At 65.1% G+C, this 21,720-nt stretch carries 19 protein-coding genes and 4 tRNA genes; 8 read left to right on the forward strand and 15 right to left on the reverse strand.

Annotated features, from left to right (window positions below; genetic code table 11):
- Window positions 1-40: 40 nt before the first annotated feature.
- From flgG to N0B71_RS00115, 7 genes are all read right to left on the reverse strand, one after another.
- A complete protein-coding gene (gene flgG / locus N0B71_RS00085; RefSeq protein WP_259756443.1) occupies window positions 41-826 on the reverse strand; it encodes a flagellar basal-body rod protein FlgG in 786 nt (261 codons plus the stop codon).
- A 56-nt stretch (window positions 827-882) separates the two neighbouring features.
- Window positions 883-1,626: a flagellar basal-body rod protein FlgF gene (gene flgF / locus N0B71_RS00090; RefSeq protein ID WP_259756444.1), complete on the reverse strand. Its 744-nt coding sequence runs from the start codon at window positions 1,624-1,626 to the stop codon at window positions 883-885.
- Between the two features lie 220 nt (window positions 1,627-1,846).
- On the reverse strand, window positions 1,847-3,154 hold the full coding sequence (flgE, locus tag N0B71_RS00095; RefSeq protein ID WP_259756445.1) for a flagellar hook protein FlgE: 1,308 nt from the start codon (window positions 3,152-3,154) through the stop codon (window positions 1,847-1,849).
- 27 nt (window positions 3,155-3,181) lie between these two features.
- Window positions 3,182-3,883, reverse strand: coding sequence for a flagellar hook assembly protein FlgD (gene flgD, locus N0B71_RS00100; protein WP_259756446.1), 702 nt, complete (start codon window positions 3,881-3,883; stop codon window positions 3,182-3,184).
- A gap of 16 nt (window positions 3,884-3,899) precedes the next feature.
- Complete coding sequence (gene flgC / locus N0B71_RS00105; protein WP_045212156.1) at window positions 3,900-4,343, reverse strand: flagellar basal body rod protein FlgC; 444 nt, start codon at window positions 4,341-4,343, stop codon at window positions 3,900-3,902.
- A gap of 5 nt (window positions 4,344-4,348) precedes the next feature.
- Window positions 4,349-4,756, reverse strand: coding sequence for a flagellar basal body rod protein FlgB (flgB, locus tag N0B71_RS00110; RefSeq protein ID WP_259756447.1), 408 nt, complete (start codon window positions 4,754-4,756; stop codon window positions 4,349-4,351).
- A gap of 619 nt (window positions 4,757-5,375) precedes the next feature.
- Window positions 5,376-6,227, reverse strand: a complete 852-nt coding sequence (locus N0B71_RS00115) for a LysR substrate-binding domain-containing protein (RefSeq protein ID WP_259756448.1) — start codon at window positions 6,225-6,227, stop codon at window positions 5,376-5,378.
- A gap of 255 nt (window positions 6,228-6,482) precedes the next feature.
- Here N0B71_RS00115 and wecB point away from each other — a divergent pair, with 255 nt between their 5' ends.
- The 5 genes from wecB (at window position 6,483) to N0B71_RS00140 (ending at window position 15,029) form a co-directional block, all read left to right on the forward strand.
- Window positions 6,483-7,637: a non-hydrolyzing UDP-N-acetylglucosamine 2-epimerase gene (gene wecB / locus N0B71_RS00120; protein ID WP_259756449.1), complete on the forward strand. Its 1,155-nt coding sequence runs from the start codon at window positions 6,483-6,485 to the stop codon at window positions 7,635-7,637.
- Window positions 7,634-9,808 carry a cyclic di-3',5'-guanylate-activated glycosyltransferase NfrB gene (nfrB, locus tag N0B71_RS00125; protein ID WP_259756450.1) on the forward strand — a complete coding sequence of 725 codons (2,175 nt, stop codon included), beginning with the start codon at window positions 7,634-7,636 and terminating at the stop codon, window positions 9,806-9,808. Before wecB ends, nfrB begins: the two co-directional genes overlap by 4 nt.
- Window positions 9,805-12,990, forward strand: coding sequence for an NfrA family protein (locus tag N0B71_RS00130; protein ID WP_259756452.1), 3,186 nt, complete (start codon window positions 9,805-9,807; stop codon window positions 12,988-12,990). The genes nfrB and N0B71_RS00130 overlap by 4 nt, the downstream gene beginning before the upstream one ends.
- Window positions 12,990-13,865 carry a DUF4434 family protein gene (locus N0B71_RS00135; RefSeq protein ID WP_259756453.1) on the forward strand — a complete coding sequence of 292 codons (876 nt, stop codon included), beginning with the start codon at window positions 12,990-12,992 and terminating at the stop codon, window positions 13,863-13,865. The genes N0B71_RS00130 and N0B71_RS00135 overlap by 1 nt, the downstream gene beginning before the upstream one ends.
- Before the next feature lie 96 nt (window positions 13,866-13,961).
- Window positions 13,962-15,029, forward strand: coding sequence for a GGDEF domain-containing protein (locus N0B71_RS00140; RefSeq protein ID WP_259756454.1), 1,068 nt, complete (start codon window positions 13,962-13,964; stop codon window positions 15,027-15,029).
- Window positions 15,030-15,082: 53 nt separating this feature from the next.
- Here the strand turns inward: N0B71_RS00140 and N0B71_RS00145 are convergent.
- Window positions 15,083-15,159 (reverse strand) — tRNA-Arg (locus N0B71_RS00145).
- 92 nt (window positions 15,160-15,251) lie between these two features.
- Here N0B71_RS00145 and N0B71_RS00150 point away from each other — a divergent pair.
- Window positions 15,252-15,728, forward strand: a complete 477-nt coding sequence (locus N0B71_RS00150) for a GNAT family N-acetyltransferase (protein WP_259756455.1) — start codon at window positions 15,252-15,254, stop codon at window positions 15,726-15,728.
- Between the two features lies 1 nt (window position 15,729).
- Here the strand turns inward: N0B71_RS00150 and phnN are convergent, their stop codons facing one another.
- The gene (phnN, locus tag N0B71_RS00155) at window positions 15,730-16,293 is read right to left on the reverse strand and encodes a phosphonate metabolism protein/1,5-bisphosphokinase (PRPP-forming) PhnN (protein WP_259756456.1); all 564 of its coding nucleotides are present in this window, start codon (window positions 16,291-16,293) and stop codon (window positions 15,730-15,732) included.
- 487 nt (window positions 16,294-16,780) lie between these two features.
- Here phnN and amrZ point away from each other — a divergent pair, with 487 nt between their 5' ends.
- A complete protein-coding gene (gene amrZ, locus N0B71_RS00160) occupies window positions 16,781-17,113 on the forward strand; it encodes a transcriptional regulator AmrZ (RefSeq protein WP_017517196.1) in 333 nt (110 codons plus the stop codon).
- A gap of 125 nt (window positions 17,114-17,238) precedes the next feature.
- Here the strand turns inward: amrZ and mgtE are convergent, their stop codons facing one another.
- The gene (gene mgtE / locus N0B71_RS00165; RefSeq protein WP_259756457.1) at window positions 17,239-18,681 is read right to left on the reverse strand and encodes a magnesium transporter; all 1,443 of its coding nucleotides are present in this window, start codon (window positions 18,679-18,681) and stop codon (window positions 17,239-17,241) included.
- Between the two features lie 322 nt (window positions 18,682-19,003).
- Between mgtE and bamE the strand changes: the two genes are divergently transcribed.
- Window positions 19,004-19,531 (forward strand): outer membrane protein assembly factor BamE domain-containing protein, encoded by a 528-nt coding sequence (gene bamE / locus N0B71_RS00170; protein WP_259756458.1) that lies wholly within the window; start codon window positions 19,004-19,006, stop codon window positions 19,529-19,531.
- Between the two features lie 61 nt (window positions 19,532-19,592).
- Here bamE and N0B71_RS00175 read toward each other — a convergent pair.
- The 5 genes from N0B71_RS00175 to N0B71_RS00195 all read right to left on the reverse strand — a co-directional run bounded on the left by N0B71_RS00175 (window position 19,593) and on the right by N0B71_RS00195 (window position 21,709).
- A tRNA-Arg gene (locus tag N0B71_RS00175) sits at window positions 19,593-19,669 on the reverse strand.
- Window positions 19,670-19,767: 98 nt separating this feature from the next.
- Window positions 19,768-19,844, reverse strand: a tRNA-Arg gene (locus tag N0B71_RS00180).
- Window positions 19,845-19,953: 109 nt separating this feature from the next.
- Window positions 19,954-20,044, reverse strand: a tRNA-Ser gene (locus tag N0B71_RS00185).
- Between the two features lie 60 nt (window positions 20,045-20,104).
- On the reverse strand, window positions 20,105-20,290 hold the full coding sequence (gene csrA / locus N0B71_RS00190) for a carbon storage regulator CsrA (RefSeq protein ID WP_003085981.1): 186 nt from the start codon (window positions 20,288-20,290) through the stop codon (window positions 20,105-20,107).
- 183 nt (window positions 20,291-20,473) lie between these two features.
- Entirely contained in the window at window positions 20,474-21,709 is a 1,236-nt protein-coding gene (locus N0B71_RS00195) for an aspartate kinase (RefSeq protein WP_259756461.1), read from the reverse strand.
- Between the last annotated feature and the right edge of the window lie 11 nt (window positions 21,710-21,720).

Genomic DNA, 21,720 nt, shown 5'->3' on the forward strand with positions numbered 1-21,720 from the left:
TACAGCTACCTCTCGGGGAGAGCGACTACGGGATCAGGACTTACAGGTTCTGCGTCACGAAGGACAGCATCTGGTCCGCGGTGGAAATCACCTTGGAGTTCATCTCGTAGGCGCGCTGGGTGGTGATCATGTTCACCATCTCTTCCACCACGCTGACGTTGGAGTTCTCCAGGGTGTTCTGCAGCACGGTGCCCAGGCCGTTCAGGCCGGGGGTGCCGACCTGGGGCGCGCCGCTGGCGGCGGTTTCCAGGAACAGGTTGTTGCCGGTGGCCTGCAGGCCGGCCGGGTTGATGAAGTCGGCGGTCTGGATGTTGCCGATGATCTGCGGCGTGGCGTTGCCGGCGACGGTGACCGAGACGGTGCCGTCATTGCCGACGGTGAAGGTCTGGGTCTCGGGCGGCACGACGATGGCCGGCTCCAGGGCATTGCCGTTGGAGGTGACGATCTGCCCGTCGGAGTTCAGGTGGAAGCTGCCGTCGCGGGTGTAGGCGACGGTGCCGTCCGGGGTCAGCACCTGGAAGAAGCCACGACCGTTGACCGCCATGTCCAGCGGGTTGTCGGTGGTCTGCAGGCTGCCGGCGGTGAAGTTCTTCTGGGTGCCGACGATGCGCACGCCGGTACCCAGCTGCAGGCCCGAGGGCAGCTGGGTGTCCTGGGTCGAGTTGGCGCCGGGCTGACGCTTGATCTGGTAGAGCAGGTCCTGGAACTCCGCGCGGTCGCGCTTGAAGCCCGTGGTGGACACGTTCGCCAGGTTGTTGGAGATGGTGGTCAGGTTCATGTCCTGGGCGGACAGACCGGTCTTGCTCACCCAAAGTGCCGGAAGCATGTCGTTCTCCTCGGGCGCCGGTTTCGTGGCGCCTCGAACGGTTAATCAGGTTCTAATCAGCTGAATTGCAAAACACGCGCCATCGACTGGGAGTCTTCTTCGGCGGTCTTCATCATCTTCACGTGCAGTTCGAACTGGCGGGACAGCGCCAGGATCGAGGTCATCTCGTCGACCGCATTGACGTTGCTGGCTTCCAGCACGCCGGACTGCACGCTGGCGTTGGCGTCGACCTGCGGCGCGGGCGAGCCGGACTTCATGCGGATCAGGCCATCGCTGCCCTTCTCCAGTTGCTTGGGATCGGGGGTGACCAGCTTGATGCGGTCGACGGTGGCCAGCGCGTTGGGGTTGTTGCCCTGGCCGCGGATGGTGATGGTGCCGTCCTCGCCGATGTCGATCTTCTCTTCCGGCGGAATCGCGATGGGGCCGCCATTGCCCATCACCGGCATGCCGTCGCTGGTGCGCAGCTGGCCGAGGGCGTCGATCTCCAGGCTACCGGTGCGCACGTAGGCTTCGCCGCCGTCGGGCGCCTGCACGGCAATCCAGGCGTCGCCCTTGGCGGCGACGTCCAGGTCACGGCCGGTTTCCTGCAGGGAGCCGGTGGTGAAGTCGGTGGCCGGGCGTTCGCTCATGGCGAAGACACGCGCCGGAAAGCTGTCACCGAACACGGGCATCGCGCGCGCCTGTTCGAAGTCGCGACGGAAACCGGTCGTGGAGATGTTCGCCAGGTTGTTGGCGTGAGCCTGCATGGCTTTGGTGTTCTGGCTCGCGCCGCTCATGGCGACATACAGCATTCTGTCCAAGGCAATCCTCCAGTGCCGGGTCGGATTCCCGGCGGTGCTGGAAGGGACTCAGCAAGGGCTGTGCCAGAACGCCAAAAACAGTCTCAAGCCATTGAAATTAAAGCGAAAATAAAAAAACAAAGGCTCCCGAAGGAGCCTGGATGGCCGGCAGGCGGCGACTAACTGCCGCCTGCGGCAAGGGCGCGTTGCCGGTGGAGAAGCCCGGCGACGCGCGCCGTCATCAACGCAGGTTGATGATGGTGTCGGAGATGGTGCTCTCGGTCTGCACGGTCTTGGCGTTCGCCTGGTAGTTGCGCTGCGCAACGATCAGGTTCACCAGTTGCGCGGTGAGGTCGACGTTGGATTCTTCCAGCGTGCCCGACCCTACCGAACCGAGGGTGCCGGAGGTCGGCGTGCCGATGACCGCCTCGCCCGAGGCCAGCGACTGCTTCCAGCCGGTGTTGCCCACCGGGGTCAGGCCCTGGGTGTTGGCGAAGTTGGCGAGGATCACCTGGCCGATCACCTTGGACTGGCCGTTGGTGTAGGTGGCGTACATCTGGCCGTCCTCGGCGAACGACAGGCCGGACATCTGGCCGGTGGCGTAGCCGTCCTGGGTGACCGCCGTCACGGCGAAGGAGCCGTTGGTCTGGGAGGTCTTGGTCAGGTCGATGGCGATGCCGCCGGTAGCGCCCGCCGCGCCGTTGGCGCCCCAGGTCACCGGGCTGGTGGTGGAGTCGGTGATGGCCGCCGGCGTCCACCCGGTCAGGGTCATGGTGTTGTCGGCGTTGACGGTCATGCCGGTGGAGGTGATGCCTGTCAGCTGGCCGGCGCTGTTGAAGGTGATGTCGCTGCTCAACGGCGTGGTGCTGGTCGGGGTCTGCGGGTTACGCCCGTCCACCAGGGTGTACATGCTCCAGTTGTTGGCGCTGTCCTTGACGAAGTAGTTCGTCATGGTGTGCGAGTTGCCCTGGGAGTCGTAGATGTCCACGGAGGTCGACCAGTTGTAGCTGTCCGAGTCGGTGGCGTCGAACGGCGTGGTCTTGGGCGTGGTGGCGTTGGAGTTCAGGCTCAGCGTCGAGGTGATCTTCGAGGTCGGGCTCGGCGGCTGGTTGGCGGTATCGACCTTCAGGTCGGTGATCACGCCGTTGACGATGTTGCCGTTGGCGTTGACGCCATAGCCCTGCAGGCGATTGCCCGAGCCATCGACGATGAAGCCGCTGGCGTCGGTGTTGAAGGTGCCGTTGCGGGTGTAGACGCGGCTGCCGTTGTCGCTGGTCATGAAGAAGCCGTTGCCGCTCACCGCCAGGTCCAGGCTGCGACCGGTGGTGCTCAGGTTGCCCTGGGTGAACTGCTGGGAGACGGCCTGGGTGACCACGCCGTTACCCACGGCGATGCGGCCGGTGCCGAGCATCGAGGAGGCATAGAGGTCGGCGAACTCGGTACGCGACGACTTGAAGCCGGTGGTGCCGACGTTGGCGATGTTGTTGCCGGTGACGTTCAGGTCCATCGACGCGGCGTTGAGTCCACTCAGGGCGGTATTGAAAGACATGTGTTGCTCCTGTGCCGAAACGCGGCGTTATTTTCCGATGGTCTGAATGCTGGAGGCGGAAACGGCGCCGATGCCCGCCAGGTTCAGGGACATTTCCCCGCCGTTCTGGCCCAGGGTGACGCTGTTGACCGTGGCCGGCAGGTAGGTGGTCAGGGCGGTGCTGGTGCCATCCAGCGTGGCGCTGGCCTTGACGGTGTAGGTGCCGGCGGCCACCAGCTCGCCGCTGTCGTCCTTGCCATCCCAGGTGAAGTCGATGTTGCCGGCCTTCTGGCTGCCCATGTCGACGGTGCGCACCAGGTCGCCCGAGTCGTCGTAGATCTTCAGGGTCACGCCATCGCCCTTGGACGGCATCACCAGCGAACCCTTGATGCCGGCGCTCGGGTTGTCGACCTGCACCTTGCTGGAGTTGACGATCACCGAGCGGCCGACCAGCGACGAGGCCTGCAGGGCCTGGGACGACTGGAACGAGGAGTAGAAGGTGCCCAGGGTGGTGTCCAGGTTCTGCATGCTCTCCAGGCTGCTGAACTGCGCCAACTGGGAGACGAACTCGGTGTTGTCCTGCGGGTCCAGCGGGTTCTGATTGTTCAGCTGGGTGACCAGCAGCTGCAGGAAGGAATCCTTGCCCAGCGCGCTGGTGCCGGTCTCGGCCGTCGTCGACGAGCTCTTGGACCCGGCGTTGAGCGTCGACAGGATCGAACTGGCGGCGCTGTTATCGGTATTGATGCTCATGGGGCGTCCTCTGCGCTTACTGACCCAGGGTCAGGACCTTCTGCATCATCTGCTTGGCGGTATTCATCATTTCCGCGTTGCTCTGGAACGAACGGCTGGCGGAGATCATGTCGGCCATCTCCTCCACCACGTTGACGTTGGGGTAGTACACGTAGCCGTCCTTGTCGGCGGCCGGGTGGTTCGGCTCGTAGCGCGGCACCAGCGGGCTCTGATCCTCGACCACGCCCAGCACCTGCACGCCGGAACCGGCCTGGTCGGTCTCGCCGAACAGCGAACCCTGATCGCCGCCCTGGGCGTTCTGCAGCATGGTGGAGAACACCGGGTGACGGGCGCGGTAGGTCTGGTCGATGCTCGAGGAGACGCTCTCGGCGTTGGCGATGTTGGACGCGGTGGTGTTCAGACGGGTGGTCTGGGCACTCATGCCGGTACCGGCGATGTTGAAGACACTGGCGAGCGACATGGCGATTATTCTCCGCGCAGGGCGTTCATCAGCCCTTTGAACTTGCTGTTGAGGAAGGTGAACGAGGCCTGGAACTGCACGGAGTTCTCCGCGTAGTTGGCCTGCTCGATCTGCTCATCCACGGTGTTCTGGTCGACCGAAGGCTGGTTCGGGATGCGGTACTTGAGCGACTCGTCGCCGATACCGAAACCATCGGCGGCAATGTGATGCGCGTTGGTCAGGGTGGCGCTGAAGGTGCCGTTCTTCATCTTGTCCGACTGGGCTGCCAGCACCGAGGCGAAGTCCAGGTCACGCGCCTTGTAGTTGGGCGTGTCGGCGTTGGCCAGGTTGTTGGCCAGGACTTCAGCGCGCTGGGAGCGGAAGCTCAGTGCTTGCTGGTGGATGCCGAGGGCTTTGTCGAAGCTGATGCTCATGGTCGCGAACCTGTTTGCCGGTGTGGGCTTGCCAACACTTCAGCAAGGCGCGTGCCAGATTTACATTTCCTTTATTTTCAAAGGCTTGAGTGGATTTCGAGAGCGGCAAGGGGCGGCAAACAGCGGCAAAGCGGCAAGCGCTTTCCTTGCCGCCGCAGGCAAGGCGGCAAACTTGCCACTGCGGTTTGCCGCCCGCCTCTGCCGTTGCCGCTCGATGGCATTTCGTAGGAGCGAGCTGGCTCGCGAACCCATCGGCCACGTCGGCCCTGCCGACGGATCGCGGGCATGGCCCGCTCCTACAATTCTCGCGCCAAGGGCAAGCGTGCAACGTAGGAGCGGACCTTGTCCGCGAAATCCCTCGCGGCAGAATCAGTTCCCACCGGGGTACACGGAGCCGGCAGCGACCTGTAGGAGCGCCAAGGGGAAGCGTGCAGCGTAGGAGCGGACCTTGTCCGCGAAATCCCTCGCGGCGGACTCGGCTCCCACCGGGATACACCGAGGCGGCTACCACCTGTAGGAGCGCGCCATGCGCGCGACCGCGGGCAGGGCCCGCTGCTACCGGGGAACACCCTGCCAGGCGCTTCGCGAGCCAGCTCGCTCCGACAGGCCCGATGCGCCGTTATGACTGTGCCAGCGCCAGGAAAGCGCTCGGCAGGCGCGCCTGGCGGCGGTCCTTCAGGCAGTACAGGTACTCGTCGATCAGGCTCGCGCCCTTGATCTGCAGCACGCACAGTTGCGGGTTATCCGGCACTTCCTGGCGGGCGATGATGCTCACGCCCAGGTTGCGAATCACCGCCTCGCGGATCGACTCGCGGCTGCCGATCTCCAGCATCGAAGCCGGCGTCACGCCCGCCTGCCGCAACATCGCTTCGGTCAGCTGGCGGGTGGTCGACCCGGCTTCGCGCATCAGCAGGCAATGGCTGCGCAGATCGCCGAGGCTGACCGACTGCATCGTCGCCAGCGGGTGGCTGCGGTGCACCGCCAACACCAGCGGGTCGCTACCCAGCACCACGCGGGTCAGGCGCGCGTCGTCCACCTGCTGCGAGGAGGCCGCCAGGTCGACCCGGCATTCGATCAGCGATTCGAGCACCTGGCGGGAGTTGCCGATCTCCACCGACACTTCGATCTGCGGGAAGCATTCGCGAAAGGTCTTGATCAACCCCAGCACGTAATAAGGAGAGGTGGCGCCGATGCGCAGGGCGCCCTGCATCTGGCCGCAGTTGCGCAGGTAGAACTCGATGTCGGCCTCCTGCTGCAGCAGCGCCTCGACCATCGGCAACAGGCGCGCGCCCTCGTCGCTCAGGGTCAGGCGGCGGCCGCCGCGGTAGAACAGCTCCACCGCGTACTGGCTCTCCAGGTGGCGGATCTGCGTGGTCACCGTGGGCTGGCTGAGGCCGAGCTTCTTCGCCGCCTGAGTAATGCTCCCAAGCTTGGCAACCCTGTAAAACGCCTTCAGCTCTGCACTGAGCATCTGTGTCACCGGCCTCTCGAAAAATCTGCCCATCATTTTGCTGCACGACGCCGGAAATTCGGCGCCAGCCCACTGGCGACGCGGCCTGCAGCCGAGCGACAAAACACCCGAAAAGGTCAATATCCCTGACCTGTATCACTGGCGTCCGCGAATACGGCTGGACAGCCCGGAGTTGAGCGACTTTCATTGCCGTTGGAAAAATCCCACACGGAAACCCGAAGGCGGCCTCACGAGGGTCCGTCCCAGGAGCAATTAATGAAGTACAAAGTCACCATGGTTTTCGGAACCCGCCCGGAAGCCATCAAGATGGCCCCCCTCGCCCGCGTCCTCCGCCGCACCCCCGAAATCGAGTTGCGCATCTGCTCCACCGGCCAGCATCGCGAGATGCTACAGCAAGTGCTGGACTCCTTCGAACTGGAGGTCGATGAAGACCTCGACGTCATGACCCAGGGCCAGACGCTGAACAGCCTGTCCCTGCAGATGATGGGCAAACTCGATGACAGCTACGACCGTCATCGTCCGGACATCGTGCTGGTGCACGGCGATACCACCACCAGTTTCATTGCCGCCCTCACGGCCTTCCACCGGCAGATTCCGGTGGGCCACGTCGAGGCCGGCCTGCGCACCGGCAACATCCACCAGCCCTGGCCGGAGGAGGCCAACCGCCGCCTGACCGCGGTGATCGCCGACCTGCATTTCCCTCCCACCAAGGCCTCGCGCGACAACCTGCTGCGCGAAGGGGTGAACATCGACCAGATCGAGGTCACCGGCAACACGGTGATCGACGCCCTGCTGTGGATGCGCGAACACCTGCGGGAGACGAACTGGACGCCTGCCGCCGACTCGCCGCTGGCCCGGTTCACCGGTGAGCGCCGCCTGGTGCTGATCACCGGCCACCGCCGGGAGAACTTCGGCAAGGGCTTCGAGCGCATCTGCCTGGCGCTCGCCGAGCTTGGCCAGCGCTTCCCCGACGTGGACTTCGTCTACCCGGTGCACCTCAATCCGCAGGTGCAGAAGGCCGTCTACGGCCTGCTCTCGGACAAGCCGAACATCCACCTGATCGCCCCGCAGGACTACCAGCATTTCGTCTGGCTGATGGACCGCGCCTACCTCATCCTCACCGACTCAGGCGGCATCCAGGAGGAGGCCCCGGCGCTGGGCAAACCGCTGCTGGTGCTGCGCCGCGTGACCGAGCGCCCCGCCGTGCTGGAGGGCGGCACCGTGGTCCTGGTGGGCACCAACACCAGCCGCATCGTCAGCGAAGCCAGCCACCTGCTGCGCGACGAGGAAGTCTACGAACAGATGAGCCGGGTGTTCAGCCCTTACGGCGACGGCCACGCCAGCGAGAAGATCGTTGCGCGGCTGCTGTCCTGGTTCGGTGAATCACGCACGCCAAGCGAGTTCGAATGAACCTCGAACTGGTCGACATCCTCACGTACGTTCTCTATGCGCTGAAGTACCTGGCCATCCTCCTCGCCGCGCTGATGTTCCTGCTCGGCCTGGATGACCTGTTCATCGACCTGGTGTACTGGGGCCGGGTGCTGGTCAGGCGCTTCCGCATCTACAACCGCTTCGACCGGGCCGACGAGGAACGCCTCTTCGCTGCCCCGGAAAAGCCGCTGGCGATCATGGTGCCGGCCTGGAACGAGGTCGGCGTGGTGGGCGAGATGGCGCGCCTGGCGGCCTCCACCCTGGACTACGAGAACTACCAGATCTTCGTCGGCACCTACCCCAACGACCCGCAGACCCAGGCGGACGTCGACGCGGTGTGCCTGCACTACCCCAACGTGCACAAGGTGGTCTGCGCGCGCCCCGGCCCCACCAGCAAGGCCGACTGCCTGAACAACATCATCGATGCCATCCTGCGCTTCGAGGCCGACGCCCGGGTCGAGTTCGCCGGCTTCATCCTGCATGACGCCGAAGACGTGATCTCGCCGCTGGAGCTGCGCCTGTTCAACTACCTGCTGCCGGCCAAGGACCTGATCCAGATCCCGGTCTACCCCTACGCCCCGGAATGGACCGGCTTCACCGCCGGCCACTACGTCGACGAGTTCGCCGAGAACCACGGCAAGGACGTGCCGGTGCGCGAGGCGCTGACCGGCCAGGTGCCCAGCGCCGGCGTCGGTACCTGCTTCAGCCGCCGCGCCATCGCCGCGCTGCTGGAAGACGGCGACGGCATCGCCTTCGACGTGCAGAGTCTCACCGAGGACTACGACATCGGCTTCCGCCTCAAGCAGAAGGGCATGAAGTGCATCTTCGCCCGCTACTCCATCACCGACCCGCAGCTGGCGCTCAAGAGCGACTGGGTGCCGGGCATGGACCGGCGCTTCTCCCAGGTCATCTGCGTGCGCGAGCACTTCCCGCGCACCTGGCAGCACGCCATCCGGCAGAAGTCCCGGTGGATCACCGGGATCGTCTTCCAGGGCACGCGCAACCTGGGCTGGAGCAGCAAGACCATGCTCAACTACTTCCTCTGGCGCGACCGCCGGGGGCTGATCGCCTACCTGCTGAGCTTCCTGGTCAACCTGCTGTTCCTGGTGCTGATCACCCTGTGGCTGATCACCACCCTGTCGCCGGACGCCTGGCGCTTCCCGTCGATCCTCGAAGGCAGCCAGCTGCTGGTGGTGCTGCTGTTCCTCAACGGCCTGATGCTGCTCAACCGGCTGTTCCAGCGCTTCTGGTTCGTCACCCGTTTCTACGGCATCTTCGAGGGGCTGCTGTCGGCGCCGCGGATGATGTGGAGCAACTTCGTCAACTTCTTCGCCAACCTGCGCGCGCTCAAGCAGGTCATGGAAATGGGCGACTCGCGCCGCGTGGCCTGGGACAAGACCACCCATGAGTTCCCCGCCCTCGCCGGCCCGCAGCGCACGCCCCTGGGCCAGCGCCTGATCGAACAGGGCCTGATCACCGAGGAACAGCTGCAGTCGGCACTGACCAGCCCGATCCGCCGGCGCCTGGGCCGCGAGCTGCTGCTGCGCGAGCTGATCACCAGCACCCAGCTGGTCAGCACCCTCGCCGAGGAACTGGGCGAGGAATGGGCGCCGCTCAACCCCTTCACCCTCGATGCGAGCCTGATCGAGGCGTTGCCGCGCAAGCTGGCGCTGCGCTATGCGGTGCTGCCGGTCGCCGAGGAAGGCAAGACCCTGGTGCTGGCCAGCGAGCAGCAGATCAGCCAGGTCTCCCTCGGCGCCATCAGCCGTCAGCTCAAGCGCCCGGTGCGGGGCCGCCTGGCGCCGCAGGGCCGCGTCACCCTCGGCCTGCGCCACTGGTACGGCGGCCGCCACCAGACCGAGGAAACCCGCGCCATCATCGACGTGCTGCGGCAGCGCCAGGGCGACGAGGCGCTGATGGAACGCCTCAGCGGCCACGTGGTGATGTTCGGCTCCCTGCTGCAAGTGCGCGGGATGGTGCCGCCGAGCCTGTTCAACCAGGCCCTGATCGACTTCGACCCGGAGCAGGACTCCCTCGGCGAACACCTGATCAAGCGCGGCATGATCACCCAGCAGGTGCTCGAGGAAGCACTCCAGGAACAGGCCAGCGAACAGCACGAGGCCTATCGCATCGTCCGGGAGGCCGTGTGAAACCGCAACAAACCCTGCTTTACGGCCTGATCCTGGCGAGCATCGCCGCACCGCTGGCCCAGGCCGCCGACGACCAGCTCAGCGAGTTCCAGCGCTTCCGCAGCTTCCCGTACCTCGACAAGGGCTACAAGGAAGCGAAGAAGAACAACTGGGCGGAAGTCGAACGCCTGATGCGCCACCTGCTCGACCGCGTGCCGAACAACACCGAGGCGCGCGCCCTGCTGATCCAGTCCCTGTCCAAGCAGCAGCGCTTCGCCGACGCCGAACGGGAAGCCCAGGCCCTGGCCGGCACCGATGCCGGCGCGCGAGTGCTCACCGAGTTGCGCCTGGACCTGATCGAGAACGGCCCGCCGCCCGAGGCCCAGGTCAACCAGTGGCTGGCCCACACCAGCAACGCCAACGAACGCGTGCGCCTGTGGCAGGCCTACAGCCTCAAGCTTGGCCAGACCCAGGGCGCCGCCAAGGCGCTGGACTGGCTCGGCACCCTGCCGCCGGGCAACGACGGCCGCGTGCTGCGCGAAGCCCGCGCCAACTGGGCCGAACAGCTGCGCGACTGGGACACCACCATCGCCCAGCTGGCGCCGCTGGCCGCCGCCCACCAGTTGTCCGCCGAGGACTGGCACCGCCTGGCCAACGCCTACGCCCAGCGCCTGGATGAGAAACCGCTGGAGCAACTGCTGCAGCAGGCGCCCGATGCCAGCGCCGCGCGCCAGGCACGGCTGGCACTCATCGACCGCGCCATCGCCGTGGAGCAGACAGAGGTCGCCAAACGCTGGCTGCTCACCCTGCCCGAGCAGGACCGCAACGACCCGACGCGCCGGGCGCAACTGCTGGAAGTCGCGCGCGACAGCGCCGATGCCCCGCTGGTAACCCAGCTCAGCGACGAGCAGAACCGCCCGTGCCTGGAAACCACCGAATGGCTGTCGCGCCACGACCAGGCCGCCGCACGGGCCAAGTTGCAGCAGTGCAAGCCCGCGGACGACCCGAAGACCTGGCTGGTGCTCGCCCAGCGCCTGGACGCCACCGACCTGCTGGAAACTACCCGGCTGCCGGAACCCTGGGACACCGCCCGGCGCGACCAACTGATCGACGCCTGGCGCCGTCAGGGTCGCACCGACCTGGCGCTGGCGTGGCTCTCGCGCCAGCCGCAGACGCCCGACACCGTGCGCCAGCGCGCCGAGCTGCTGCAGGCCCGTGGCCGCACCGGCGAAGCGGCGGCGCTATGGGAACAGCGCTACCGCCAGACCGGCGACCTGCGGGCGTTGGACCAGGCCAGCTACCTCGCCCTCAACGCCGGGCGCACCGAGCGCGCCAAGCAGCTGCTGGAAAGCGCCTATGACCGCCGTGGCGGCAACCTGCCGCCCACGCTGCTGCAACGACTGGCCAGCATCCACGCGCGCAGCGACACGCCGCTGGACGTCGCGCGCATCGAGGCGCTGCTGCCCAAGGCCGACCCGGTCTCGCGCGGCTACCTGCTCGGCCGCCTCGCCGAAGCCGGGCGCTGCGACGCCCTGCAGCGCTACCTTAGCCCGGACTCCAACACCCCCGGCGAACTGCGCGCCCTCGGCCGCTGCGCCATGCCCGCGCGGCCTGGCGAGGCGGTGGTCTACTACCAGGCCGCCCTCGCCCACGGCGACAAGGACAGCCAGTTGCCGCTGGCCTATGCCCTGGAAGCCGCCGGCGATCCGGCCGGCGCGCTGCGCATCTTCAACGCCCTGCCGCCCGGCGAGCTCAACGACAACGCCCGCCTGACCGCCAGCCGCGCCGCACTGCTCACCCACGACAACGCCGCCGCCGAGCGCTACTGGCAGCAGGCGAAGAAGGACAGCGCCGACGACTGGGCCCTGGGCGCCAACATCGCCGACGCCCGTGGCGACTATGCCGAGGCCCTGTCCCGGCACCGCGAAGCACTGCAGCACGAACCCAACGGCCAGCACTTCTACAATGCCGCCGGCAGCGCGCAGAAGGCCGGCGACAAGCAGCAGAGCAAACTCTGGCTGGCCGAAGCGGTGCGCCGCGAACCGAACAACCCACGCTTCCGCGCGGACTACGGCATGCGCCTGGCCGGCACCGACACGCCGCAGGAGCGCCGCACCGCGATCCCCTACCTGGAACGCGCAACCCGCGATTACCCCGAGGACTTCCGCCTGGGCGAGACCCTCGCCTGGCGCTACGACGAAGCCGAGGACAGCTTCGCCGCCCGCCGCGAGCTGCGCCGGGTGATCGATCTGGAGCAGGACCCGGTGGCCGCCGACGACGAATACGGCAGCCTGGAAGCCCGGCGCTATCGCCAACGCCGCGCGCACCAGGTGATGTCCCAGCGCGACAACCTGACCATTGCCAGTACCTGGTCGCCGGCCGGCGTCACCACGGTGCCAATCCTCAACGACAACATCCAGACCGGCGACCGCCGCCGCGCGCAATCGCAGAACCTACAGACCTTTATCTGGGACCATGCGCTGGGCGAGGAACCGACGCGTAACGGCAGCACCCTCTCCGTGTACGGGCGGGCGATCGCCGGCAACGAAGGCCGCAAGAAATACACCCAGACCCTCGCCGCCGGCTTCGGCCTGCGCTACAAGCCCTTCGGCGACTACAACCTCAACCTCTACAGCGAGTTGTACAAGCAGAACACCGTGAAGGACAGCGGCGATTCCGGCCTCACGTTCGAAGGCTTGCGCTGGCACGAGATCGGCACCCCCGAGAAGTTCGAGCGCTACATTCGCAAACGCGACCAGTACGGCCAGACCTCCACCGACTTCCTCCTGCGCGCCACCGCCTCCTTCCTCGACCAGGGCGACTACCGCAACGACTGGCGCGTGGACGAGAGCGACTGGGACGAGCGCTTCCTCTACACCGACCTGGCCTGGTGGACCCACGCCGGCGATCACCAGTGGGTCTCGCGCTACCAGCAGGGCCACACCTGGAAACTGCCGGTGGACTCGCCGCAGACGATCATGCCCTACGGCTTCGCCGAGTTCTCCGCGCAGGACCCGAGCAACGACTGGCGCCAGGACCTGCGCAGCGGCGTCGGCCTGCGCTGGCAGTACTGGTACGGCGACGATCGCTACAACGCCTACCGCGCCCATGTCACCGTGCGCACCGAGTACCAGCTGGGCATGGCGGGCAATCTCTATGAAAAGGCCAACGGCTGGCTGGTGGGACTCGAGGTGAACTTCTGATGCGCCGTCTGCTTTACGCCCTCGCCCTGCTCGTCACCGCCGTTGCGGCACGGGCCGATGATCGCCTGTTCTACCAACCGCTGAATGTCGACGCGTCGCTCAGCGATGCGCAGTGGCAACAGATCTGGCGCGCCAGCGCGGCCCAGGGTGCGAAGACCCTCATCGTGCAGTGGACCGCCTACGGCGACTCCGACTTCGGCGGAGCCAACGGCTGGCTCGCGCGCGCCCTGAAGAGCGCTCACGACAATGGCCTGCAACTGATCCTCGGCCTGTACATGGACCCGGCCTACTACCAGCGCCAGGGCGAGCTCGACACGCCCGGCCTGGAAGCCTACTGGCAACACCAGCTCGGCCGTTCCCTGGCCCAGCAGCGGCAAGTCAGCGCGCAGTGGCAATTGCCGGTCGCCGCCTGGTACCTGCCGATGGAGCTGGACGACTGGAACTTCCAGGCCGTCGAGCGCCGCCAGGCCCTGCAACGGCAGCTCAAGGACTTCGCCGGACAACTCAAGGCGCCGCTGCAATTGAGCGCGTTCTCCGGCGGCAAACTGGCGCCGCAGGTGTATGGCAACTGGCTGGGGCAGATCGCCGGGCTCGGCGTGCAGGTCTGGTGGCAGGACGGCGCCGGCACCGGTGCGCTGCCCGAGCGCGTGCGCCAGGCCTACGCCGGTGCCCTGCCCTGCTCGGTCGGCATCGTCCGCGAGGCCTTCCGCCAGACCAGCGCCGCCGGCCAGGCGTTCCGCGCCGAGCCCGCCGCGCCTTCCACGGTCTCCAGCGGCTGCCACCCCAGTGCCGTGTTCGAGGTGCGCTATCGCCCCTGGGGCAAGCTGCTGCTAGACAACCAGCGCGCCCACAGCGGCACCGCCGCCACGCCCTGACACGCCTCGCAGCCTGCGCGCCCCGCCCGCTTGCGCGGGGCGCGCAGGCTTCGGCTATGCTCGCGCGAGCGACCCCACACTCGCACAGGGCAGTTCATGTTCAAGACCATCGAGTCCGAAATACTCAAGCAAAGCGTCCCGGCCGGGATCAGGGCCGAATTCCTCCAGCACGACTTCGAGCGACTCCACGGCTTCAGCCTGCTGGTCTATGCGGTAAGCGCCGCCATGTGGCTGCTCTTCGACCTCATCGTCAGCTTCCAGGCCGGCCAGGGCTTCACCTATGTCTCGGTGATCTTTCTCGGCGTGTTCTTCCTCATCACCGTCCTGGCCAGCCTGGTACGCCGGGCCGTGCATTTCTACTGGCTGAACCTGGCGTTCGTCATCACCTTCAGCCTTGGCGCGCGCCTGGTGATCGACGGCCTGCCGGAACTGCTGCGACCGGCGTGGCTGGTCATTGCCGCCGCCTCGGTGCTGTACAGCGCCACCGCTCTGCCGCTGAACACGCTCGCGTTCTATTCCGTGCTGGCCGTGACCTGGGTGTTCCTCAACCCGCTGCTGGGCGACGTGCCCGCCCTGGATGCCCGGCGCAGCATGCTGGTCTGCTACCCGCTGTTCATCAGCGCGCTGTCCGTCTACGTGTTCAACCACCTGAGCAAATCCAAGCTGTACAACTACGCCATGGCGCGCCTGCTGATGGACCAGGCCTACCTCGACGCGCTCACCGGCATTCCCAACCGCCGCTCGTTCATGACCCGCGTCGGCCAGCGCCTGCCGGACGATGGCGAACAACGCTACCTGGCGATGGTCGACATCGACCATTTCAAGCGCGTCAACGACACCTACGGGCATGACATCGGCGACGAAGTGCTGACACGCGTCGCGCGCACCATCCAGCAGGAAATGCAGGACTTCGAATTCGCCCGCCTGGGCGGCGAGGAGTTCGGCCTGTACCTGTGGGGCATCAGCGTGGAGGACGCCCAGGCGCGGGTCGAACGGCTGCGCCGCGCCACCGCCGAACTGCCGGGTACGCCAACCGTCACCATCAGCCTGGGCCTGGCCCACCTCAGCGCCGACGGCACCCTGAGCCAGGCGCTGATCAAGGCCGACCAGGCGCTGTACGACGCCAAGCACAACGGCCGCAACCGGGTGACCTATTCGCCGTGACGACGGCATCGAGCGCAAACAAAAAAGGCCCGCGAATGCGGGCCTTGGTGTGCTGGTGTCCCGGAGAGGGGTCGAACCTCCAACCTTCCCCTTAGGAGGGGGACGCTCTATCCAATTGAGCTACCGGGACAATCGGGTCGGCATGTTAACCACCGACAAGCGTTTTGTCATGCCGCCGCCACCGGCGCGGTTCATAATTTCGCCTTCAGTCGGAGAATGACCATGACCACAGACGACGGCGCCCTGCCCGATTCCCCCTTCGCCACCTTCGATGTGCGCGTCGCCACCGCCGACGATGCGACCACCCTGGCGCCGCTGCTGCAGCAACTGGGCGCACAGGATCCGCTGCCCGATACCGCCCTGCTCGCACTCGCCCTGAGCAACCCCCCAGCAGCGCGGGTGACGCTGGTGGCCGAGCGCGACGGCGCCCTGCTGGGCACCTGCACCCTGCACCTGATCGAGCACATCGCCCACGGCTTCGCCCGCTCGGCGATTCTCGAGGACATGGTGGTGGACAGCCGCGCGCGCGGCCAGGGCGTCGGCCAGGCGCTGATCGGCCGGGCGGTGGAATGGGCGCGGGACTGGAAGTGCTACAAGCTCGCGCTTTCCAGCCACCAGGACCGGGAAATGGCACACCGCTTCTACGCCGCCATGGGCTTCGCGCCGCACGGGGTCAGCCTGGCGCTGCCGCTGGACTGACTCAGCTGGCCTGTGCGTCCGGCGGGGCGAGCAGATCGAGCAGGTGGCCGACGGTGATATCCAGCGACACCGAGTTGTCCAGCTCCACCAGCGGCCCGGGCAGGCCGTCGGCGAAATGCACATTGCGCGCCAGACGTTCCTCGATCTCCGCCAGCGATTCCCGGCCGCGCTTGAGTAGCCGCTGGCGCAGCACCTCGGGTTCGACCTTGAGCAACACCGCGATCAGCTGAGGATAACGGCGACGCGCCTCGGGCAGGTATTTGCGTGAACCGTTGACCAGCACATCGTGACCGGCAGCGAGCCAGTCATCGATCTCGCGGGGAATGCCGTAGTGCAGGCCATTGGCGCGCCAGCTCATGGCGAAGGCACCGGCCTGCTCCAGACGCGTGAACTCCTCGACGCTCACCGGGTGCGCCTCTTCCCCGCGCGCCTCGGCGGAGCGCGTGATGACGCGCCGGACGATCCGGCAATCCATCGCGGCCAGGGGAGCGCTGGCGGCCTGCAACACGCTGTCCTTGCCAGAACCCGAAGGGCCCATCAGGAAAATCAGTCTGCCTGGGGTCATAGAACTCTCGGTGCGCCGGCGGCTCGGCGTTACTTCAATTCTGATCCGCGGGGCGGATAATACTCCGAGCCTTGTGCGATATCAGTGAAAACACCGTGATGGGCGCCGCGGCGGGCTACCGTCCCCTGACTCGTCGTCGGGCGCTGTGCCATCATCGCCACCCGCGACGAAGTGCCCGCATCAGGTCGCTCAACGGCAGAGAGGGGCCCTGCATCTATCGACTACGCTGAACCCCAGGGGCACATCGCCAGTTTTCCCTTAACTCCCATCTAAAGAAAGGTCTGCCTAGACGGTCTCATTTCGGACGATTGGTGCTGGCATTTAGCCTTCACCCGAGACACAATATGCCGAAGGTTTGACGTCAAGTTATTGGATATTTTTGCAAAAGCTTTGACGACGCGCTGAACGGCCACTGGAAATCGCTGTCAAAGGGCCTGAACGAACGCTGACCCATGGCATCGGCCTCCCTGACTTACAGGTTTAAAGTATGCGCCCATTGAAACAGGCAACCCCCACCTACTCCAGCCGTACTGCTGACAAATTCGTCGTACGTCTGCCCGAAGGCATGCGTGAGCGTATCGCCGACGTCGCTCGCAGCCACCACCGCAGCATGAACTCCGAGATCATTGCGCGTCTCGAACAGAGCCTGCTGCAGGAAGGCGCGCTGCAGGACAACCTGGGCATCCGTCTGGACAGCCCGGAACTCAGCCTGCACGAACGCGAGCTGCTGCAACGCTTCCGCCAGCTGACCCACCGTCAGCAGAACGCCCTGATCGCCCTGATCGCACACGATGCCGAGATGGCACAGAACGACGCCTGATTCGTTCGTGACCTCCGAAACAGCCGGCCCCGAGCCGGCTTTTTCATGCCTGCGATTTACCGTCACCCCGCCTCACCGGGCACAAAAAAGCCGCCTCGCGGGCGGCCCTTTCGGCGGAGCTGGCCTTACATCAGGAACAGCGTGGCCAGCCCGAGGAAGATGAAGAAACCGCCACTGTCGGTCATCGCCGTGATCATCACGCTGGACCCCATGGCCGGGTCCCGACCCAGACGCAGCAGCGTCATCGGAATCAGCACGCCCATCAGCGCGGCGAGCAGCAGGTTGAGCGTCATGGCGCCGGTCATCACCGCGCCCAGCTCCCAGTTGCCGTACAGGTAGAACGCCACCAGGCCGATCACCCCACCCCAGATCAGGCCGTTCACCAGCGCAACGCCCAGTTCCTTGCGCAGCAGGCGATTGGCGCTGCTGGCCTGGATCTGGTCCAGGGCCATGGCGCGGACGATCATGGTGATGGTCTGGTTGCCGGAATTGCCGCCGATGCCGGCGACGATGGGCATCAGCGCCGCCAGCGCCACCAGCTTCTCGATGGAACCTTCGAACAGGCCGATCACCCGGGAGGCGATGAAGGCGGTCACCAGGTTGGTGGCCAGCCAGGCCCAGCGGTTGCCGACCGACTTCCACACTGAGGCGAAGATGTCTTCTTCCTCGCGCAGACCGGCCATGTTCAGGACTTCGCTTTCGCTTTCCTCACGAATGAGGTCGACCATCTCGTCGATGGTCAGTCGGCCGATCAGCTTGCCGTTCTTGTCCACCACCGGGGCGGAAATCAGGTCGTAGCGTTCGAACGCCTGGGCGGCGTCGTAGCCGTCTTCGTCGGGGCTGAAGGTCACCGGGTCGGTGGCCATGACCTCGGCCACGTCCTTGTCCGGGTCGTTTACCAACAGGCGCTTGATCGGTAGCACACCCTTGAGCACGCCGTCGTAATCGACCACGAAGAGCTTGTCGGTATGACCGGGCAGCTCCTTCAGGCGGCGCAGGTAGCGCAGCACCACTTCCAGGCTGACGTCATCGCGGATGGTGACCATCTCGAAGTCCATCAGCGCACCGACCTGGTCTTCCTCGTAGGACAGCGCCGAGCGCACACGCTCGCGCTGCTGCTGGTCGAGGGTTTCCATGAGCTCGTGGACCACATCGCGCGGCAATTCCGGCGCGAGGTCCGCGAGTTCGTCAGCGTCCATCTCCCGCGCCGCGGCAAGGATCTCATGATCGTCCATGTCGGCGATCAGGGTTTCCCGCACGGAATCGGAAACTTCGAGGAGGATGTCGCCGTCGCGCTCGGCCTTTACCAACTGCCAGACCGTCAGGCGGTCATCCAGGGGCAGCGATTCGAGGATGTGGGCGATGTCGGCCGGGTGCAGTTCATCCAGCTTGCGCTGGAGTTCCGCCAGGTTCTGGCGGTGCACGAGGTTTTCGACGAGGTCGTGATGCTGGCCTTCCTGACGGTGCGTCAGGTCTTCCACCAGCTTGTGCTTGTGCAGCAGGTCGACCACCTGGTTGAGGCGGTCCTGCAGGCTTTCCTGCGGCTTCTTGGCTTCTACTTCGGTCATAGCACGCTCCACCCCCAGTGGCAGAACGGGCCAGAGGGGATCAATACATCAGGTCGTGTGTACGCAATCGGGGTTCTGAGTAACTACTGGGTAAGTCCATGGTGGTGTCCCATGCGCCCATCGAGGGCAGATGCGGGAAATGATAACACTCCGGGGTGTATTACGCGTTACAAAATGGCGGCTAGAACAATCGCTTGCGGGCGAAAGTTCACTGCCGAATCACTGCCCGGTTCGACGCCCGAAAGCTCCCACAGGACACCCGGCTGCGGCTGACAATTTCCCCTCCTAGGCTGCACGCAGGCCCGCCATCACGGAGGAACCCATGCGCCTGCCTGCCCCGCTCTGCTTTCTCCTGATGTCACTGGTACCGACCAGCGAGGCAGCCTCGGTGTTCCGCTGCACCGCGGCCGATGGCAGCGTGCTGTTCAGTCAGTATGGCTGCCCTGCGCAACGGCGGCAGGAAATCCAGGAGGCAAGCAATCCGACGCCGGGCAGCGGCGATCCAGTGCCGATGGCCGCTGTGCCGGCGCCCATCGCGTCTAAACCGCCGGCGCGCAGCAAAGGGCAGCGCCAGGAGCAGGCCGAGCGCGAAGCCGTGGTGGTGGTCGGCGAGCAGCAGAACGGCTGCGGCAACCGCGTTACCGGCAACGCGCGGCGCAAGGCGATCATCGAGGGACGGATCAGGACGGGCATGACCCGCAGCGACGTGGAAAGCGCACTGGGAAGGCCCGACCGGGTCAGCCAGCACAACGAGACGCTGCGCTATCACTATGAGGCGGACCGGAAGCACGGCGCGCGAACCGTGACCTTCGATGAGGACGGCTGCGTGATGGGCAAGGCGAAGCGATGAGCGCCGGGCTTTTCGAAGGCAAAGAAAAAGGGCCTGCATTTCTGCAGGCCCTTTCGGTATATGGCGCACTCAGGAGGATTCGAACCTCCGACCGCTCGGTTCGTAGCCGAGTACTCTATCCAGCTGAGCTATGAGTGCGTCGTCGGTAAAGTTTAACCAGATTCACCAACTGGTTGCAGCTAATGGCTTTTCAGCCCTTTCGCCACTGAAGCCCCGCTTTCGCGTTGCCTCGTATATGGCGCACTCAGGAGGATTCGAACCTCCGACCGCTCGGTTCGTAGCCGAGTACTCTATCCAGCTGAGCTATGAGTGCGCTGATGAGGGCGCAAATTCTAGGGCGATTTTTCTGACCTGTCAACAAGATTTTTCAATCTTTTCAGTCACTTACGTAACCGGACAACTCATCGCACCAGAGGATGCAATGGCGGAGAGGGGGGGATTCGAACCCCCGACACCCTTTTGAGGTGTACTCCCTTAGCAGGGGAGCGCCTTCGGCCACTCGGCCACCTCTCCGCAACACGGGGCGCATGATATCCATGTTTTCCCCGTTTGCAAAGAAAAATTTTAGAAAAATTAATGGTTTGGTTCTTGGTCTTTCTCTTTCTGGATGCGCTGGTAGATTTCCTCACGGTGCACAGCAACTTCCTTCGGCGCATTCACACCGATACGCACCTGATTTCCTTTGACGCCCAGTACAGTCACGGTGACGTCATCACCGACCATCAGGGTCTCTCCGACCCGGCGAGTCAGAATCAGCATTCCTTTCTCCTTACGTGTTACGGATAAGCAGTCTGCAAAAAAGAAATGGTGGCAGATTCGTATAGATCAAGTGCGCGAATCCTTCACCCAGTATTGACCAGTCCTGTCGGAAAGAAAGTTCCTGACAGAGAGTCAAAAACGACAAAAGGCGCGGGGTAGCCGCGCCTTTCGATATAACCCGCCTTACTCGCCCTGTCGGGCGGGGGCGTCGAGTTCGAAGGCGGTGTGCAGGGCACGAACCGCCAGCTCGAGGTACTTCTCTTCAATGACCACGGACACCTTGATTTCCGAGGTGGAGATCATCTGGATGTTGATGGTTTCCTTGGCCAGCGCTTCGAACATACGGCTGGCGACACCCGCGTGGGAGCGCATGCCGACGCCGACGATGGACACCTTGGCGATGTTGGTGTCGCCAGTGGCTTCGCGCGCACCGATGGTGGTGGCGGTCTGCTTGAGGATTTCCAGGGCGGCCTGGTAGTCGTTGCGGTGCACGGTGAAGGTGAAGTCGGTGGTGTTATCGTGCGCGACGTTCTGCACGATCATGTCGACTTCGACATTGGCGGCACTGATCGGACCGAGAATCTTGAAAGCAACGCCGGGGGTATCCGGTACGCCACGGATGGTCAGCTTGGCTTCGTCGCGGTTGAAGGCGATGCCGGAGATGATCGGCTGTTCCATGGATTCCTCTTCATCAAGGGTAATGAGGGTGCCCGGACCCTCCTGGAAGCTGTGCAGCACGCGCAGCGGGACGTTGTACTTGCCGGCGAATTCCACCGAGCGGATCTGCAGCACCTTGGAGCCGAGGCTGGCCATTTCCAGCATCTCTTCGAAGGTGATCTTGTCCAGGCGGCGCGCCTGCGGCACGACGCGCGGGTCGGTGGTGTAAACGCCATCGACGTCGGTGTAGATCTGGCACTCGTCGGCCTTCAGTGCCGCCGCCAGGGCTACGCCGGTGGTATCGGAACCGCCACGGCCCAGGGTAGTGATGTTGCCGTGCTCGTCCACACCCTGGAAGCCTGCGACCACGACGACGCGGCCGGCTTTCAGATCTGCGCGAATGTTCGCATCGTCGATGCTCAGGATACGCGCCTTGGTGTGGGAACTGTCGGTCAGGATACGGACCTGGTTACCGGTGTAGGAAACCGCCGGCACACCACGCTTCAGCAGCGCCATGCTCAGCAGGGCGATGGTCACCTGCTCGCCGGTGGAGACCATCACGTCCAGCTCGCGCGGAATCGGCTGGTCCATGATCTGTTTCGCCAGACCAATCAGGCGGTTGGTCTCACCGCTCATGGCGGATACCACCACGACGATGTCGTCGCCCGCCTCACGGAATTTCTTCACCTTCTCGGCTACCTGCTCGATTCTCTCGACGGTGCCGACGGAGGTCCCTCCGAACTTCTGTACGATCAAAGCCATTTCAAAAGCCG

Source organism: Pseudomonas sp. GCEP-101, assembly GCF_025133575.1.
In the GTDB taxonomy this organism is placed as follows: domain Bacteria; phylum Pseudomonadota; class Gammaproteobacteria; order Pseudomonadales; family Pseudomonadaceae; genus Pseudomonas; species Pseudomonas nitroreducens_B.